The sequence below is a fragment of the Sphingomonas hylomeconis genome (assembly GCF_025370105.1).
Classification (GTDB): Bacteria; Pseudomonadota; Alphaproteobacteria; order Sphingomonadales; family Sphingomonadaceae; genus Sphingomonas; species Sphingomonas hylomeconis.
Genome location: NZ_JANQBK010000001.1, coordinates 80,017 through 97,168, shown reverse-complemented (window position 1 = coordinate 97,168; position 17,152 = coordinate 80,017). Strand labels below are relative to the sequence as shown.

21 protein-coding genes are annotated in these 17,152 nt (G+C 66.8%); 5 read left to right on the top strand and 16 right to left on the bottom strand.

The window, feature by feature from the left end:
- Nucleotides 1-67 precede the first annotated feature (67 nt).
- Nucleotides 68-1,225 carry an N-acetyltransferase gene (locus NV401_RS00490; RefSeq protein ID WP_261292423.1) on the top strand — a complete coding sequence of 386 codons (1,158 nt, stop codon included), beginning with the start codon at nt 68-70 and terminating at the stop codon, nt 1,223-1,225.
- 45 nt (nt 1,226-1,270) lie between these two features.
- Here the strand turns inward: NV401_RS00490 and NV401_RS00485 are convergent, their stop codons facing one another.
- The 7 genes from NV401_RS00485 to NV401_RS00455 form a co-directional block, all read right to left on the bottom strand.
- On the bottom strand, nt 1,271-1,534 hold the full coding sequence (locus tag NV401_RS00485; RefSeq protein ID WP_261292422.1) for a hypothetical protein: 264 nt from the start codon (nt 1,532-1,534) through the stop codon (nt 1,271-1,273).
- Between the two features lie 165 nt (nt 1,535-1,699).
- Complete coding sequence (locus tag NV401_RS00480; protein WP_261292421.1) at nt 1,700-2,503, bottom strand: transporter; 804 nt, start codon at nt 2,501-2,503, stop codon at nt 1,700-1,702.
- Between the two features lie 9 nt (nt 2,504-2,512).
- Nucleotides 2,513-3,283 (bottom strand): exodeoxyribonuclease III, encoded by a 771-nt coding sequence (gene xth, locus NV401_RS00475; protein ID WP_261292420.1) that lies wholly within the window; start codon nt 3,281-3,283, stop codon nt 2,513-2,515.
- 8 nt (nt 3,284-3,291) lie between these two features.
- Entirely contained in the window at nt 3,292-3,633 is a 342-nt protein-coding gene (gene erpA / locus NV401_RS00470) for an iron-sulfur cluster insertion protein ErpA (RefSeq protein ID WP_261292419.1), read from the bottom strand.
- Nucleotides 3,634-3,717: 84 nt separating this feature from the next.
- On the bottom strand, nt 3,718-4,914 hold the full coding sequence (locus NV401_RS00465) for a M23 family metallopeptidase (protein WP_261292418.1): 1,197 nt from the start codon (nt 4,912-4,914) through the stop codon (nt 3,718-3,720).
- Nucleotides 4,915-5,182: 268 nt separating this feature from the next.
- A complete protein-coding gene (locus tag NV401_RS00460; RefSeq protein WP_261292417.1) occupies nt 5,183-5,647 on the bottom strand; it encodes a peroxiredoxin in 465 nt (154 codons plus the stop codon).
- Nucleotides 5,637-8,318 carry a [protein-PII] uridylyltransferase family protein gene (locus NV401_RS00455; RefSeq protein ID WP_261292416.1) on the bottom strand — a complete coding sequence of 894 codons (2,682 nt, stop codon included), beginning with the start codon at nt 8,316-8,318 and terminating at the stop codon, nt 5,637-5,639. The genes NV401_RS00460 and NV401_RS00455 overlap by 11 nt, the downstream gene beginning before the upstream one ends.
- 72 nt (nt 8,319-8,390) lie before the next feature.
- Between NV401_RS00455 and NV401_RS00450 the strand changes: the two genes are divergently transcribed.
- Nucleotides 8,391-8,576, top strand: a complete 186-nt coding sequence (locus tag NV401_RS00450) for a hypothetical protein (protein ID WP_261292415.1) — start codon at nt 8,391-8,393, stop codon at nt 8,574-8,576.
- A gap of 5 nt (nt 8,577-8,581) precedes the next feature.
- Here NV401_RS00450 and NV401_RS00445 read toward each other — a convergent pair whose 3' ends face one another.
- From NV401_RS00445 to NV401_RS00435, 3 genes are all read right to left on the bottom strand, one after another.
- Complete coding sequence (locus NV401_RS00445) at nt 8,582-9,226, bottom strand: sigma-70 family RNA polymerase sigma factor (protein WP_261292414.1); 645 nt, start codon at nt 9,224-9,226, stop codon at nt 8,582-8,584.
- 84 nt (nt 9,227-9,310) lie between these two features.
- Nucleotides 9,311-9,451 (bottom strand): hypothetical protein, encoded by a 141-nt coding sequence (locus NV401_RS00440; RefSeq protein ID WP_261292413.1) that lies wholly within the window; start codon nt 9,449-9,451, stop codon nt 9,311-9,313.
- 72 nt (nt 9,452-9,523) lie between these two features.
- Nucleotides 9,524-10,330, bottom strand: coding sequence for a response regulator (locus NV401_RS00435; protein ID WP_261292412.1), 807 nt, complete (start codon nt 10,328-10,330; stop codon nt 9,524-9,526).
- 281 nt (nt 10,331-10,611) lie between these two features.
- Here NV401_RS00435 and NV401_RS00430 point away from each other — a divergent pair, with 281 nt between their 5' ends.
- From NV401_RS00430 to NV401_RS00420, 3 genes are all read left to right on the top strand, one after another.
- Entirely contained in the window at nt 10,612-10,794 is a 183-nt protein-coding gene (locus tag NV401_RS00430) for a NepR family anti-sigma factor (RefSeq protein ID WP_261292411.1), read from the top strand.
- Nucleotides 10,795-10,866: 72 nt separating this feature from the next.
- Nucleotides 10,867-12,408 (top strand): sensor histidine kinase, encoded by a 1,542-nt coding sequence (locus NV401_RS00425; protein WP_261293046.1) that lies wholly within the window; start codon nt 10,867-10,869, stop codon nt 12,406-12,408.
- Nucleotides 12,409-12,684: 276 nt separating this feature from the next.
- On the top strand, nt 12,685-12,819 hold the full coding sequence (locus tag NV401_RS00420; RefSeq protein WP_261292410.1) for an entericidin A/B family lipoprotein: 135 nt from the start codon (nt 12,685-12,687) through the stop codon (nt 12,817-12,819).
- A gap of 143 nt (nt 12,820-12,962) precedes the next feature.
- Here the strand turns inward: NV401_RS00420 and tatC are convergent, their stop codons facing one another.
- The 6 genes from tatC to NV401_RS00390 all read right to left on the bottom strand — a co-directional run bounded on the left by tatC (nt 12,963) and on the right by NV401_RS00390 (nt 17,065).
- Nucleotides 12,963-13,745, bottom strand: coding sequence for a twin-arginine translocase subunit TatC (gene tatC / locus NV401_RS00415; RefSeq protein ID WP_261292409.1), 783 nt, complete (start codon nt 13,743-13,745; stop codon nt 12,963-12,965).
- Nucleotides 13,742-14,302: a Sec-independent protein translocase protein TatB gene (gene tatB / locus NV401_RS00410; RefSeq protein WP_261292408.1), complete on the bottom strand. Its 561-nt coding sequence runs from the start codon at nt 14,300-14,302 to the stop codon at nt 13,742-13,744. The genes tatC and tatB overlap by 4 nt, the downstream gene beginning before the upstream one ends.
- Nucleotides 14,303-14,361: 59 nt before the next feature.
- Nucleotides 14,362-14,604: a twin-arginine translocase TatA/TatE family subunit gene (locus tag NV401_RS00405; RefSeq protein ID WP_261292407.1), complete on the bottom strand. Its 243-nt coding sequence runs from the start codon at nt 14,602-14,604 to the stop codon at nt 14,362-14,364.
- A 28-nt stretch (nt 14,605-14,632) separates the two neighbouring features.
- Nucleotides 14,633-15,238, bottom strand: coding sequence for an SMC-Scp complex subunit ScpB (scpB, locus tag NV401_RS00400; RefSeq protein WP_261292406.1), 606 nt, complete (start codon nt 15,236-15,238; stop codon nt 14,633-14,635).
- Nucleotides 15,235-15,957: a segregation and condensation protein A gene (locus NV401_RS00395; protein ID WP_261292405.1), complete on the bottom strand. Its 723-nt coding sequence runs from the start codon at nt 15,955-15,957 to the stop codon at nt 15,235-15,237. The genes scpB and NV401_RS00395 overlap by 4 nt, the downstream gene beginning before the upstream one ends.
- 100 nt (nt 15,958-16,057) lie before the next feature.
- On the bottom strand, nt 16,058-17,065 hold the full coding sequence (locus NV401_RS00390; protein WP_261292404.1) for a glycoside hydrolase family 3 N-terminal domain-containing protein: 1,008 nt from the start codon (nt 17,063-17,065) through the stop codon (nt 16,058-16,060).
- Nucleotides 17,066-17,152 lie beyond the last annotated feature (87 nt).

Genomic DNA, 17,152 nt, shown 5'->3' with positions numbered 1-17,152 from the left:
ACGGCTGCTTGACACTCGCGCGCGCACGCGGGACTTGGGCGGCCAGTCTCAAAGAGGTGCCAAGCCCGTGGCCAATCCCCCGCTCTCCATCCGTCCCGCCGATACGAAGGCCGATCGCAAGGCGTTCATCGCCCTGCCCTATCGCCTGAATGCCGACGACCCCAATTGGGTGCCGCCGCTGAAGCAGGAGGAAGCGGAGAAGATCGATCCCAAGAAGAATGGCTGGTTCAGCCATGCCGAGGGGCAGCTGTTTATCGCGACCCGCGGCGACACGGTGGTCGGCCGGATCTCGGCGCATATCGATACGCTGGCGCTGACGCTGCCGCCGGAACAGGGCTTCGGGCCCGGCGTCGGCTGCTGGGGGATGCTCGAGGCCGAGGACCGCAATACCGCGCACGCGCTGATCAATACCGCCGAGGGCTGGCTGCGCGGAAAGGACATGACGCGCGCGCTGGGGCCGATCAGCCTGTCGATCTGGGAGGAACCGGGCCTGCTGGTCGAAGGGCACGATCACCCGCCCACGGTGATGATGGGGCATCACAAGCCGCACTATCAGGAATGGATCGAATCCGCCGGCTATGCCGGGGTGAAGACGCTCTACACCTACGAGCTCGACATCACGAAGACCTTCCCGCCGATCTGCGGACGGATCATCGCCGCCGGCGAGAAGAACCCGCGCATCCGCATCCGCAACGTCGACAAGTCGAAGTTCGATCAGGAGGCGAAGATCATCCTCGATATCCTCAACGATGCCTGGTCGGACAATTGGGGCTTCGTGCCGCTCACCCCGCCCGAGATCGCCGATGTCGGCAAGAAGCTGAAGCCGATCGTGTTCGAGGATCTGATCCGCATCGCCGAGGTGGATGGCGAGCCGGTCGCGTTCATGATCACGCTGCCCGACCTGAACGAGGCGATCGCGCCGCTCAACGGCAATCTGCTGCCGTTCGGCTGGGCGAAACTGCTGTGGTGGCTGCGCGCGCCCAAGGTGAAGACGATGCGCGTCCCGCTGATGGGCGTGGTCAAGCACCTGCAATCGTCGCGCATGGCGAGCCAGCTGGCGCTGATGATGATCGAATATATCCGCCAGGCGGCGGTCGCCAATTATGGCGCGACCCGCGGCGAGATCGGCTGGATCCTCGACGACAATCAGGGGATGCGATCGATCGCCGAGATCATCAATTGCGAGATCAACAAGAAGTACGAGATCTACGCCAAGGAGCTGTGACGGACCGGCCCGCGGCGCGGATCGCGCCGCGGGCGTTCCGCCGGCTCAGTGCTTGGCGAGCGGATCGAAGCCCTGCTTGAGCCACTCGTCACGCGTCTGGCATGATTTGACCGGCAGGCGCGAACCGGTGAGCGTATCGGTGACGCAGTAGCGCTGCTTGGACGACACCGCCGCCTGCTTGGGGGCTTCCTTCGTGGTGGCGATTTGGGCGGTGGTGGTGTCCGCGCTGGGGCGAGCGGCGTCGGCGAAGGCCGGCGTTGCAGCGGCGATGAGCGCGCCCGAGAGCGCGATGACGACGGTCTTGATCATAATATCCTCCATCCGATCGCGCGTTTCTGCCGATCGTGACTGTGTTAGTGCATTATGCATGCCAAACACCTGAGGATAGCATTTCCAATGACTTAGCGAGATTATAGCTTTCGTGATGCGGTATTAAACGCGATCTGTTGGCATGACGCGCCAATCCTCGGCGGATCAGAAGCGGCGCGACACGCCGAGATAGAGCTGGATGTCGGGTGCGGCGCGATCGAGCCCGGCATTGGCACCGCAATCGAGCTGCAGGTCGTCACCCAGCATATAGCCGAGCGACAGGCCGGCGAGCGCCTGATGCGTCTTCTCCGCCGGATCGCGGTCGCGGCTCAGCTGCACTTCGAGCGTGGTGCTGAGCTGGTCGTTGAGCTTGATCCCGAGACCGGCGACGCCGCTATAGGCAAGATGGCGGCCATGGCCGTCGGCATCGACCGCAGCGTCGATTTCAGGCGTGAACTGCAGGTTGAACGTATCGCTCAGATCGTAGCTCAGCGGGACGAGCAGCCCCGCGCCCCAGTCACCGGCACCGACCGGCGCGCGACCGACCGGCACGGTCGCGAACGACGAAACGGCGGCGGAAAAGCCGCTGCCGTCCGGGCTCGCCACATTGGCCTTGAAACCGAGATAGGCATCCCCGACGCGCGCCGCCCGTTCCACCCCGCCCGCCGCCTTGTCACGCGTGCGCACCTGGCCGAACGGCGTCCAGCCGGCCTGCAGCTCGAGCGTATCCGTTACGCCAAAGCGTAATTGTGTGTCGCCGAACAGGATCGTGTCCTCGCGCTCGTCCGCATTGTCGTCTCGCGTCCAGTCGGCCAACGCGGTTTCGAGCGAAACCTTGCCGGGCGCGATGGTACACGGCGTCGTGCCGAGCCCTGGGCGCGAAGGACAATAATCGCGCTCCTCGGCCAGAGCGGGCGCCGCAACCATCGCCGACAGGATCAGGTCGGCGAGCATCAGGCGCAGCGTCATGGTGATTTCCTAGCGGAGACGGACCCAGGTGGGGGCGTGATCGCTGGCTTTTTCACGGCCGCGATACTCCTTGTCGACGCCGGCATCGACCAGCCGGTCGGCGGCGATCGGCGAGAGTAGCAGATGATCGATGCGGAACCCGGCATCACGCTGCCACGCGCCCGCCTGATAGTCCCAGAAGGTCCACACGCCGCCCTTGGGGAAGCGCGTGCGCAACGCATCGGTCCAGCCCTGCGCAACCAGCCGGCGATACCCTTCACGGCTCTCCGGCTGCATCAGCGCGTCGCTGGCCATCGCGCGCACCGAAAAGGTGTCGTCGTCATTGGGGATCACGTTGTAGTCGCCGGCCAGCACCACCGGCCGCTCCTCGGTCAGCAGCGTGCGCGCCCGCGCCGACAGCCGCTCGATCCAGCGCAACTTGTAGTCGAACTTCGGCCCCGGCTGCGGGTTGCCGTTCGGCAGGTAGATCGAGGCGACGATCAGGCCATCGATCTCGGCTTCGAGATAGCGGCTATGTTCGTCCTCGATCTCGCCCTCCAGCCCGCGCTGGCGCTCGATAGGATCGCTGCCCTTGGCGAGGATCGCAACCCCGTTCCAGCTTTTCTGGCCATGCCACAGCGCGCCATAGCCGGCGGCGCGGATATCATCGATCGGGAAAGTCTCGTCGCTGGTCTTGAGCTCCTGCAGGCACACCACGTCCGGCTGCTGCTCGGTGAGATATTCGATCAGGCGCGGCAGGCGCGCCTTGATGCCGTTGATATTGAAGCTGACGATTTTCACCGGGACGGTCAGACCGAGAAGCTGGAGCCGCAGCCGCAACCCGACGCGGCATTGGGATTCTCGACCTTGAACGCCGCGCCGCCGAGCGACTCCACATAGTCCACCGCGCAGCCACGCACGAGATCGAGGCTGATCGAATCGACCACCAGCCGGGCGGCATCGGTTTCGGCGACGGCATCGTCGTCGGCGATCGTCTCGGCGAGCTCGAACTTGTACTGGAAGCCGGAACAGCCGCCGCCATCGACCGCGAGCCGGAGAATGGCAGGCTTGCCCTGCCGCGCCGCGATCGCCGCGACGCGCGCGGCGGCGGACGGGGTCAGGGTAACTTCAGCGTGTGCGATGGTGGCCATGCGCTGGAGATAGGCGGTCGCGGCGCCAACGGCAACCGCGCGGACCGGGAAGCCCCTGCCCGCAATGATCCGCCGCGCGGCGGATCAATCCGTCGCCGGTGCCGGGCCGCCGATGGCGACGGGCGTCATGCGCGCCGCACGATCCTGCACGCCGGCAAGATAGTCGGCGGTCTGCAGGAACGGCACGGGGCTGACCGCATGACCGTCGATGCGCACTTCGTAATGCAGGTGCGGGCCGGTCGACCGGCCGGTCGAGCCCATCAGCGCGATCAACTGGCCACGCTTCACGCGCGCCATCGGCGCGACGAGGATCTTGGAGAGATGGCCGTAGCGCGTCTGGATGCCCTTGCCGTGGTTGATCTCGACGAGATTGCCATAGCCGCCCGAGCGTTCGGCGCGGCCGATCGTGCCATCCGCCGTCGCGTAGATCGGTGTGCCGACCGGGCCGGGAATATCGACCCCGGCATGCATCGCCGCAGTGCCGCGGAACGGATCCGAGCGGACACCGAAATTGCTCGTGAAGCTCATATGCTCGACCGGCTGGACCGACGGGATCGCGATCACGCCCTGCTCGAGCGAATCGAGCTTCTTCCAGGTCATGAACAGCGAGCGGAATTGCAGATCGGCCTGTGCCTCGGTGGTCGTCGTGGCCGCGTCGGCGGCCTCGAACGGACCGCCCATCGCCGGCACGCGGGCCGCGACGCGCGATGGCGCGATGCCGAGGCCGCGGACATGCTTGACGGTCATGGCCAGGCGCTGTTCGCCGATCAGCCGGGCCTGCACGGCAAGCGCGACCTGGCGGCGTTCGATCTTCTGCAGCGGGGCGATCACGCTGGCGGCGAGCTTGGTGTCCTGCGCATCGATCGGCGCAGCGGCCGCGGTGATCGCGGCGGCATCGCCCTTGCCGGTCACCACCGCCGAGATCAGCGCCTGGCGCTGCTCGACACGCGCGGCGTGCGCCTGGGCGACGGTACGGATCTTGGCGACATCGGCCTGCATTGCGGCGACCTTGGCCTGCATCTGCTCGATCTTGGTTTCGGGCGAGAGCGGCGCCTCGACGATGCCGGTCAGCGATGCGGCCCCCACCGCGGCCTGGGCAACGCCATAAGCGGAAAAGCACATCACTACCGCGGCGGCGCTGGCGGCGACCGCCTGCGTGCGGCCGGCGATGCTGAAACGGCGCAGCGCGCGACCGTCATGGAAAATGAAGTCCCGGGTAACAAACCACGTGCGGACCCGTGCAACCTTGTCCGCGACGCGCGCAGTTGAAATCTTCGTCATCAAGTCCCCGGCGATCTTGCTTTGGAAACCGGAAATTCCGGCGCCCGCCCCTGAACTGTCACGATCGCAGCCCCTCCGCGCTCCTGACCAGTCCGTTCTGACCCACGGTGTCTTACCAGGGCAAGGGCGAGACCGCGTTCTCGCGGTCAAATGCCGGAGTCGCGCGGCGAGTCGTTGATTCGTCGACCGATCGACCGGCAATTTGTAGGGAACGACATCGCCGCTTTCGCGTTTCGCGGCGATTCCGTTGATCCGATTGGCTTTTTTCTCAGAGCGCGCGGACCGCGTCGAGCACCTGCGCGACATGCCCCGGCACGCGCACCTTGCGCCAGCTGCGCACCAGGTTCCCGTCGGCATCGAACAGGAAGGTCGAGCGATCGATGCCCATATAGGTTTTGCCGTAGAGCTGCTTCTCGATCCAGGTGCCGAAGGCGGCCAGGACGGTGCCGTCCTCGTCCGAAGCGAGCGGCACGGCGAGGTCGTATTTGGCGATGAACTTCTGGTGCTTGGCTGGCTTGTCCTGCGAGATGCCGAGCAGCGCACAACCGAGCGCATCGAACGCCGGCAGCGCTTCACCGAATTCCTGCGCTTCGCGCGTGCATCCCGGCGTGTCGTCCTTGGGATAGAAATAGATCACCACCGGCCGGCCGGCATAATCGCGCAGGTGGAGCGGCGTGCCGTCCGGTGCCGTCACTGTCACGTCGGGCAGCGCTGCACCCTCTTCAATCGCCATGCCTGCCTCCGATATCATGCCAGAATTGCATCACTTCCTGCCGCGTCCGGGTGAGTGCAGCAAGCGTTTCGGGCCAGCCCGGCAGCCCGATCGCCCGCGCGATCAGCGCCTGCGTGGTCGGCTCGGGGAATTGCGCGTCGGGCGCCACCAGCCGCAATGTGACGATCAGCCGCGTAAGCAGATCATGTGCCGCGCGCATGCCGGGCGGCGCGTGGCCGGCGGCGACCAGCGCCTCGACAGCGCGGCCGAGATTGGCGTCGAACCCGGTGCGATGCACCAGCTGGGCGACATGCACGGCAAATTCCAGATCGACCAGACCGCCGGGCGACAGCTTGGCGTCGAGCGGCCCGGTCGGCGGCTTGTGCGCCGCCATCTCGGCGCGCATCTTGATCGCATCGGCGATGATGTCGCGGTCCGGGCGATCGCCGCCAAGCACCGCCGCAATCACCGCCATCGTCGCGGCGGCCGCGTCGGGCGATCCGAACACGACGCGCGCCCGGGTCAGCGCCATATGCTCCCAGGTCCAGGCGCTCTCGCGCTGGTAGCGCGCAAAGCCGTCCAGCGAGACGCTGAGCGGCCCCTGCGTGCCGGACGGGCGCAGCCGCGTATCGACTTCGTACAGCGGCCCGGCGGCGGTGGCGACGGACAGCGCGGCGGTGAGCCGCTGCGCCAGCCGGTTGTAGTAGAGCACCGCGCCGAGCGGCTTGGCGCCGTCCGATTCGGCCGCGAAATCGCCGGTGAACAGATAGATCAGATCGAGATCCGAGGCATGAGTCAGCGCGCCGCCACCCATCCGGCCGAGCGCCAGCACGACCAGCTCGCTCCCGGGCACCCGGCCATGCTTGAGCGCGAATTCCTCGATCGTGGCGTGCGCGAGCACGTGGATCGCCGCCTCGGCGACGCGGGCATAGCCGGCCGACACTTCCAGCGGGTCGCTCGCGCCGGCGACGATCTGTGCGCCGAGCGCGAAGCGCTTCTCGCCGACGATCTTGCGCACGTGGTCGAGCTGCGCCTGGTAATCCCCATCGTCCGCCATTTCGCCGGCGAGCTCGTCGATCGATCCGACCGCGTCGAGCGCGGTGGCGTCGATCAACCCGTCGAGCAGCGAGGCGCGCTGCCCGAGCGCCTCGGCCAGCGGCGCGGCATGGCTCAGGATCGCGCCGAGCAGCCGCGCCAGCGCCGGCCGGGCCTCGAGCAGGCGCAGGAAATTGATCGCGCTGGGCAGGCGTGACAGCATCGCATCGAGCCGGAGGATCGCGGCATGCGGATCGGGTGCGGTGCCAAGCGCCTCGATCAGCGCCGGCAGCACCGCCTCCAGTGCAGCGAGAGCGGCCGGGCTGCGCAGCGCGGCATAGCTGCCGCCACGCCATTGTTCGACGCGCTGCACCGCGCCGGTCGTATCGGCAAAGCCGGCGGCGGCGAGCTGGGCGGCAAGCCGCGTGCGATCGTGCGACAGCGCGTCGCCCTCGTCGGGCTCGATCGCATCGTAGATCCGCGCCGTGGCGGTGACATGCGGGCGGAGCAGATCGAGCAGCTCGTCGCCCCGATCCAGGCCATGCAGACGGGCCACGGAATCGAGCGCATCGCCGACCGGCAGGGCATGCGTCTGGCGATCGTCGATCATCTGCACGCGGTGCTCGATCGTGCGCAGCGCCGTATAGCTCGCCGACAGCGACCGCGCCTCGTCGGGGTCGATCCAGCCGCCCGCGGCGAGCGCGCCGAGCGCGTCGCGCGTCGCCGGCGCGCGCAACGCCGGATCGCGCCCGCCATGGATTAGCTGGTGGATCTGCGCGAAGAACTCGACCTCGCGGATACCGCCGCGACCGCGCTTGAGATCGAAGCCGGGGCCGAACGCCTGGCCCTGCGCGTGATGATCGCGGATCCGGCGCGAAATGCCGCGAATCTCGCCGATCGCGCCGAAATCGAGCGCGCGGCGCCACACGAACGGCCGGATCGTATCGAGAAAGCCCTGCCCCAGCGCGATGTCGCCCGCCGCGGCGCGCGCGCGGATGAACGCGGCGCGCTCCCACGGCAGCGCCTGCGATTCGTAATAACCGATCGCCGCCTCGACCGGCAGTGCCGCAGGTGTCGCCTCGGGCGATGGCCTGAGGCGCAGATCGACCCGCAGCACATAGCCATCGCCGTCGCGCGCCTGCAGCAATTCGACCACGCGCTTGGCGATGCGCACCGCGGCTTCCTGTGGCTCCTCCCGCGCGCGGCGCGGCAGGGTCGCGGGATCGAACAGCAGGATCGGATCGATATCGGAGGAATAATTAAGCTCGTGGCTGCCCTGCTTGCCCAGCGCGATCGCGGTGAAGCCGGTGGGCGCGGCATCCGGCGTGCGCTCGTGGATCGCAGTGCGGATCGCGGTCTCGAGCGCGCGATCGGCGAAGTCGCTGAGTGCGCCGGTCACCGCGGTCAGGTCGAGCAGGCCGGCGAGATCGCCGATCGCGACGAGCAGCGCCAGCCGCCGCCGCTCGAGCCGCAGCCGTCGCCCCGGCGGCATCGCCGGATCGTCGATTGCGAGCGACTCGAGCGGCGGCAGGATGCCCGCACGCAGCTGCTCGGCAATCTCGGGTTCGCGCGACAGGATCATCGCCAGGAACGGTGCATGTGCCGTCGCCCGCGCAACGGCGTCAACAAGGCGCGAGTCGAAGACAGATTTCGTCATTCGCCCGCTCCCGCCGAAAAAGATGTCAAGATATTCGAAGCAACAAAACCAACAAATGTTCGTTTAGCTAGCATGTCCCACTCGGTCGATACTATGCGCCACCAGGCATGCAGCAGCGGTTTTCGCGTCGCCGCGCCGCGTGCGGGCGACATGTTGAGCGGCGCGCTGCACCGGGCCTATGACGAACCACGCGGCGTCCCGGCGGATATGCTTGAGCTGTTGCGCGCGCTCGATCGCGTCGCGCCGACGCGCCGGTAGTCGCCTCAGCCGCGATCGCGGCTGAGACTTTCCACTTCGCCCATGATCGTATCAAGCGCCGTCATGCCGGGCTCGTTGCTGTGCGTGCGCCGCGACGGCAGCGAACCATCGCCGAGGATCGTCTCCAGCGCGACGCGGCCACGCGCGACACGGCTCTTGATCGTGCCGACGGCCACGCCGCAAATCTCGGCCGCTTCTTCATAGGCAAAGCCACCCGCGCCGACCAGGATCAGCGCCTCGCGCTGCGGCTGCGGCAGGTGCAGCAAGGCCCGTTGCATGTCGCCGAGCTCGACATGGCGATCCTGGCTCGCCGGGGCGGCAAGGATCTTGTCCGCCACCAGATCGTCCCATTCGCCCTTGAAGCGCGCACGGCGCATCTGGCTGAGATAGAGGTTGCGCAAAATGATGAAGGTCCAGGCGCGCATATTGGTGCCGGCCTGGAAGCGCTGACGCGCGGCCCAGGCCTTCATCAGCGTTTCCTGCACCAGATCGTCGGCCAGGTCGCGATTGCCCGAAAGCGACCGGCCGAACGCGCGCAGATGCGGAATGACCTGCGCGAGCTCTTTCTTGAACTCCGGATCGGACAGCGCGACATGCTCGACCACGACTTCCTGGCCGGTTTCGTCGTCGCTCGTTTCGGAATCAATCATTGCCACCCGCTATTCGCCTCGCTGGTCACTAACATAGGTAAGGGGCCAGCCAATTGCCAGCGGACGCCTCGCGTATCGCCCGGATCAACCCGCGTAGAAGAGATACGCGAAGATGACGATGACGAGCACCAGCGAGATGCCGAGAATGTAGCGGGTCATGCCGGGCGTGGCGCCTGCGCGCGCTTCATCGCCGGACATACGGATTTTTTCGTTCGGGTCAGTCATGGAAAGCCAAACCCGTCAAAAACGTTTTGGGTCCGTATCAGTGGGAACTTTTGTCGATACGGACCCCGATTGTCAGAGCTGCGGTACCGTTGCCGAATCGAAGAACAAGGCCTGGCTGATCGCCGCCTTGACGGTCGAGCGCTGGAACGGCTTGGTGATCAGGAAGGTCGGCTCGGGCCGCTCGCCGGTCAGCAGGCGTTCCGGGAAGGCAGTGATGAAGATCACCGGCACGCTGAATTCGGCCAGGATGTCCTTCACCGCATCGATGCCCGACGAATCGTCCGCCAGCTGGATGTCGGCGAGCACCAGGCCCGGGCGATCCTCCATCGCCAGCGCGAGCGCTTCGTCGCGCGTCACGGCGACGCCCGTCACGTCATGGCCAAGATCGCGCACGATCGTCTCGATATCCATGGCGATGATCGGCTCGTCCTCGATGATCAGCACGCGGGCGCGGGTCTGCTTCTCAATCTCGGCCAGCGCTTCGGCGACCAGGCTGTCGACTTCGGAATGATCCACGTCGATCAGATAGGCGGTGTCTTCCGGCGTGAAGCCTTCCATCGCGGTCAGCAACAGCGCCTGACGCGACAGCGGCGTCATCCGCGCGAGCCGGGCACGCGCGATCGATTCCTGATCGTCGCCGTCGCTCGCACCGGAATTCTCCGGCGTCTCGTCGTAATTGGTCGAGCTCCAGATCGCCTGGAACATGCGGTATAGGCCGAGTCGTGGATCGACCTCCTTGGGGAATTCGTCTGGCGCGGCGACGAGCGCCTCCAGCGTGGCGCGGACATAGCGGTCACCATGCGTCTGGCTGCCGGTAAGGGCGCGGCCATAACGGCGCAGAAAGGGAAGATGGGGGGCAAGCTGCTGTCCAAGCGACATGGCTGTCGGGGTCTCCTGACATGAAAATAGCGCCGTCCTTGTGAAAGCCGGCCGGCGCCAATGCAATGCGTTTCGAAGCATCAGCCAGGGGCCGGACTTTTTCGCATCGCATGTGGAACAATCGGCGCGCTATTTGGTTTCATGCTGTCGTCACGCAATTTACGCGAGGCGGATCGGTGCCGTCTTCCGTTTCCGGTCGTTATGAGTGAACGCTTGGCAATGTCGGCGTTTGTTTGATTCTAAGGACCCGGCCCGCGCCGGACGCTGCAAGGGGCACGGCATTGCAATCGGGCGATAATTCGGCAGGCAAGGCGAGCAAGAACGTGCCGGGGGCGAAGGTGCAGAATGCCAAGGTCCAGAATAAGGACCGCGACATGGGCGCCGCGCTGCGCACCGTGTATCAGAAGACGGTCGAGGAAAGCATTCCCAGCGAAATGCTGGACCTCTTGGGCAAACTAGATTGATGAAATGACCGCGATATCGTGACCGACCCCGACGACGGCGGCGCCGTCCCGCGGCTCAATCGCCCCCTGGCGATGCTGAAGCAGATACCCACGGGCGCCAAGATTTTCCTGATTCTGAGTGCGGCACTATTGCCGCTCGCCGTGATCGGCTTCTTCGCGACGCTGAAAAGCACGCAGAATGCCGATGAGGATGCCCGCGCGCGCCTCGGCGTCGCCACCTCCGAGAGTGGCCGGCGTCTGGCGATCGAGCTGGTCGGCGACATGACCGCATTGCGTGTCGCCCTCAACGCCCTAGAGGCCGATCCCGGCGACGCCCCGAGCTGCGCCCGCGCGCAGGGCGTGTTCGCGCAGCAATCGGCAAGCGGCACGCGGTTCGCGATCGTCGATGCCGAGCGCCGCGTGCTCTGCGGCACCGCACTGCCCCAATCGATGATGATCAAGCCGGCCGCCCTGGTCAGCCCGATCACCGCGCGCATCGTGCCCGATCGCGGCTTGGTGCTGGCGATCCGCGGCAGCCGCGGCGCGACCAGCGCCAGCGCCTTCTTCCCGATCCCCTTCCTCGCCGCGATCGGCCAGCCGAGCGGCTTCACCCCCGACTATCAGGCCGAGCTCGCCGCCGGGGAGGATTCGCTGACGCTGGTGCCGCTGCCGCCGCGCACCGCGCTCGAACGGCGCGAGGCGCAGCGTGCCGATCTCGGCATCGGCAATCTGTCGCTGCGCATGACGATCCGCAGCCTGCCGATCACCTCGCCGCTGCTGATCGCGATGCTGCTGCCGATCCTGATGTGGGCCGCCGCCGCCAGCATCGGCTGGTTCGTCGTCGATCGCCTGCTCATCCGCCCCTTGCGCAAGCTGCGCAGCAGCGTGGCGGCCTATGTCCCGGGCGAGATCATCGATCCGGCCGAGGTTCGCGCGCTGCCCGCACAGGAGATCCGCGAACTGGGTGATACGTTCCGCACCATCACGCGCACCGTGGCCGAGCATGAGGCGGGCCTGGCCGATGGCCTGGTGCGCCAGACGCGCCTGACCCGCGAGGTGCATCACCGCGTGAAGAACAATCTGCAGGTCATCTCCAGCCTGATCAATTTCCATGCGCGCGGCGCCAAGTCGGTCGAGGCGACCGCCGCCTATGCCGGGATCCAGCGCCGCGTCGATGCGCTCGCCGTGGTCCACCGCCACCATTTCGCCGAGATGGAGGAGCATCGCGGGCTTTCGCTCCGCTCGGTGGTCGGCGAACTCGCCTCGAACATTCGCGCCACTGCCCCGGAAGGAGCCAACAGCCTCGGCATCGTGCTCGATGTCGAGCCGTTCCTGGTCAACCAGGATATCGCCACCGCCATCGCCTTCCTGCTGACCGAGATCGTCGAACTGGCGATGAGCTGTAATCCCGGTGCGCAGATCCGCATTTCGGTCAAGCCGAGCGACGTGGCCGAGCGCGCCACGGTCCGCATCAGTTCGCCCGCGCTGATCGAGGGCGATGTGCTGCGCCAGGTTGTCGGCGAGCGTTACGGCCGCGTGATGGAGGGCCTGTCCCGCCAGCTCCGCTCGAAACTGCATCACGATCCGCTGATCGGCGCCTACGAAATTTCGGTCGCCATCACCGGCCGCGACTGACCGAGACGCAGCGTCGCAAATTTTTCGATTTTTGTGCGCTCGCAGCGAAAATCCCGGGAACCGAACAGCGCGAAGGCCGTTTTATTGTTCGGATAGCGACCTTATGCCCCCCCGCTCTCGCTATCCATACCATGGGCCCGGAAACGCCTACCTCCCCCCCCGGAGGCGTTTCCGGGCCCAATCATTTCTTCACATAGATTGATCGCCAACCGGAACGATACGCGCACGTCGCGCATTTGCACGGTGGCACCACGCCTTTTCAATTGGGAGACTATTATGCGCAAGATCATGGGATTGGCCGTCGTGACGGCAGCACTGTTGGTTAGCGCCTGCAACACGATCGAAGGCGCCGGCAAGGACGTCTCGTCGGCAGGCAGCACCGTCGCCAAGACGGCCGACGACGCCAAGTAAGCCGGTCCGGCACGCCCGGATCGCGCGAAGGCCCTCTCCCTACCGGGAGGGGGCCTTTTTCATGCCATAGCGACCAGCAGCCGCCCGCGGCGACCGCTATTGCATTCGCATTATCGAGAGGGCGATCGGGCCGCCCGCGGGCCTCAGGCGGTTTCGCCGGCCTCGGCCGCGATCTTGGCGCGCTTGCGTTCGGTGAACCAGATCCCGATCAGCGCCATTTCATAGAGCATGACCAGCGGCACCGCGAGCAGCAGCTGCGAGCCGATGTCCGGCGGCGTCAGCACCGCGGCGATCGCGAACGCACCGACGATGGCATAGCGCCGCGCGCTGACCAGTTGCGCGCGCGAGACGATCCCGGCGCGCTCGAGCAGCATCAGCAGCACCGGCAGCAGGAACGACAGGCCGAACGCGAACAGGAACTGCATCACGAACGACAGATAGCTCGTCACCGTCGGCAGCGTCTCCTGCTTGATCCCGCCGAGATCGCCCTGGAACGACAGCAGGAAGTGCAGCGCCATCGGCACGGCGATGAAATAGGCCAAGCTCGCGCCGAGCAGAAACAGCACCGGTGTCGCGAGCAGGAACGGCAGCAGCGCGCGCTTTTCCTGCCGGTACAGGCCGGGCGCGACGAACTGCCACAATTGATTGGCGATGACCGGGAAGGACAGCATCATCGCGGCGAAGAACGCCACCTTGATCTGCACGAAAAACGCACTGAACACCTCGGTCGAGATGATCGTCTTCTGCCCCGCCATCACCAGCGGATGCACCAGAAAGCCGAAGATCGGGCGCGAGAAATAGAAGGAGAAGGCGAAGGTGATCGCCAGCGCGACCGCGCAATACAGCAAGCGGCGGCGCAGCTCGATCAGGTGATCGAGCAACGGCGCGCGCGAGGCATCGATCTCGCTTTCGGGTACGTCGCTCACGATGCCGCCTTGCGCTTGCGCGGCTTCTTCACCGGCGGCGGGGCGCCTTCGCCGGATTCGGTGATGCTCGCCTCGGCGACCGGTTCATCGAACGCCAACTGCGGCGCCGATTGCTCGATCGTTCCCAAGGTGGGTGCCGCCGGCACCGGCAAGGGCCGCGGCGGATCGGGCGCGAAGCCCGGCTGCTCGACCATCACCGGCGGCGCGTCGCTGTCATCGATCTCGCCATGCGCGGCCCCGTCCGGCGCGGCCCCGCCCTGGGCAACACCGTCATGCTCGATCACCGTCGCCGGTGCCTCGCCCGACGACAGCTGCTTGGGCGCGGGATGTTCGCTCATGATGCGCGCATTCTCCGCCGCCCACTTCTTTTCCATTTCCTCGAGCTCGGCCTCGCGGACCATGCTGTCGAAGCCGGAGCGGAACTGGCGCATCACCCCACGCGCGCGACCGACCCAATACCCCACGAAGCGCATCGCCTTCGGCAGGTCCTTGGGGCCGATCACGACCAACGCGACGATCGCGACGAGCAATAATTCGGTAGGCGCGACGTCGAACATGAATGCCTATCGTTCAAACAGGACGGAAAAGACCGCGATGCGCGCAGCGCACCGGGGGCTTAGGGGCGCTCTTCGCGCAGCTTCTCGCCATCGCGGTCGAACGCGGGATCGGCGGCGGGCTTGGCGTCGATCCGCGACGGCGGCGTTACCGGCCGCTCGTCCTCTTCCTCGGCCATGCCCTTCTTGAAGCTCTTCAGACCCTTGGCGACATCGCCCATCATGTCCGAAAACCGTCCCTTGCCGAACAGGAGCATGACAATCACACCGACTACCAGCCAATGCCAGATACTAAGGCTACCCATCACAGAATCTCCTGATTTCGGCCCCCATCTAGTCCTGTTCGCCCGCGCTTTCTACCTCCGTCTCATCATCGCCGTCGTTCGCCTCCAATTGATCGAAGGCGAGGTCGACCGGATCGAGCAATCCGGCCGCCTTTAGATCGTCCAGCCCGGGCAGATCGCGGCGGCTGGCGAGCCCGAAATGGGCCAGGAAGTCAGGCGTGGTGGCATAGAGCAGCGGCCGGCCCGGCACCTCGCGCCGCCCCGCCGGGCGCACCCAGCCCGCCTCCATCAGCACGTCGATCGTGCCCTTGCTGATCTGCACGCCGCGGATCGCCTCGATCTCGGCGCGGGTCGCCGGCTCGTGATAGGCGATGATCGCCAGCGTCTCGATCCCGGCACGGCTCAGCTTGCGCGGCTCCTCGCGATCGCGCCGCAGCAGGTGCGCCAGATCGGGGGCGGTCTGGAAATGCCAGCGCTCGCCGCGCCGCACCAGCTCGATGCCGCGCCCGGCATAGGCCGCCTGCACCGCCTGCAACGCCGCGCCGATGCCGGGCGCGCCGTTCAGATGCGTGGCGATCGCGTCGGCACTCATCGGTTCGCTCGCAGCGAACAGCACCGCCTCTACCGCGCGCTGCACCGTATCGAGCGCGGTCATGCCGGTGCCCGTAGATAGAGCGGCGCGAACGGAGTCTTCTGCCGCAGCTCGACCCGGCCCTGGCGCGCCAGCTCCAGTGCCGCGACGAAGCTCGAGGCGAGCGCCGATTTGCGAAACGCAGCGCTCTCGGTCTCCGGCAGGAAACTTTCGATCACGCCCCATTCGACCGTCATGCCGAGCAGCCGCGACACACGCTCCAGCGCCGCCTCCAGCGTCATCACATGGCGATCGGCGACGACGTGCATCACCGGGCGGGTGCGCGCGGTGATCCGGCCATAGGCGGCGATCAGATCGTAAAGTTCCGCCTGCCACAATGACCGGCGCACGGTGCGCAGACCTTCCGGCGCACCGCGCGGAAAGACGTCGCGGCCGATCCGGTCGCGCGCCATCAATCGTGCCCCGCCCTCGCGCATCGCGTTCAGCCGTTCCAGCCGCAGCTGCAGCCGCAGCGCCAGTTCCTCCGGATCGGGCTCCACCGTCGGATCGCGCGGCAGCAGCAAGGCCGATTTGAGATAGGCGAGCCACGCCGCCATCACCAGGTAATCCGCCGCCACTTCGAGCGTCGCCTTCGCCTGCTCGATGAAGCGCAGATATTGGTCGACCAGGGCGAGGATCGAAATCTCGCGCAGATCGACCTTCTGATGCCGCGCCAGCGCGAGCAGCAGATCGAGCGGGCCTTCCCAGCCGTCGATGTCCAGATTGAGGGTTTCGTCGGTCATTTCACGCGGATGCTAGCATCTCCGCCCCGGCACGGGGAGAGGGACCGCTCGGGGCCTTCAGTTGAGCGGTCCCCCTCCCCGTCCCGGGGCGGAAGTGAAACTAGGCCACCGCCAGCAGCGCATCCCGCTTGGCGATCAGCGCGGCCAGATCCCCCTGCCCGCGCACGCCGGCGATCGTCGCCATCGCGCGGTCCAGCCGCGCGCGCGACACGGCGGATATCGGCGACAGCCGCGCGGCAATATCCTCCATCTCGGCCATCCGGCCCCAGCAATCGAGCACGACGTCGCAGCCCGCGGCGATCGCGCCCGCCGCCTTGTCGCCCGCGCTGCCGCTCAGCGCCTTCATGTCGATATCGTCGGTCATCAGCAGCCCGTCGAAACCGATGCGCTGGCGGATGATCTGCTCGATCACGATCGGCGACAAGGTCGCCGGACGGTCGGCGTCCCACGCCTCGAACACGATATGCGAGGTCATGCCCATCGCCGCGCCCTTGAGCGCAATGAACGGGGCAAGATCGATCTCCAGTTCGGCCTCCGAGGCCGCGACGCGCGGCAACAGCAGATGCGAATCGACCTGCGCCCGACCATGCCCCGGCATATGCTTGACCACGCCGACCACGCCGCCGCGCTGCAGCCCGTCGAGGATCGCGCGGCCCATCGCCGCGACGCGCATCGGTTCGTGCCCGAGCGCGCGCGTTGCGATCGCCTCGGTGGTATCGCTTTGCGCGACATCGAGCAGCGGCAGGCAATCGACCGTGATGCCGATCTCGGCCAGCGTCAGCGCGATCGCCTCGGCATTGGTCCGCGCCGCCTCGATGCCCGAAATCGGTGCGGTCTCGTAGAGCCGGTCGAACGCCGGCCCGGCCGGGAAGGCCGGCCATTCCGGCGGCCGCATCCGCGCGACCGGGCCGCCTTCCTGATCGATCAGGATCGCCAGATCGTCGCGCCCGGCGATCGCGCGCAGATCGTCGGTCAGCGCGCGAACCTGCGCGCGATCCTGGATGTTGCGTTTGAACAGGATATAGCCCGCCGGCTCGACCGCGGCGAAGAATGCGCGTTCGGCGGCAGTGACGGTAAGTCCGGAAAGACCGAAGATGACGGGGATCATGATATGCGCTCGCTAAGTTGCGCCCCGTCCCTACCGCCCGCGCGGTAGGACGTCACCCCGGCGCCGGTCCGGGGCGACGATGCTGCG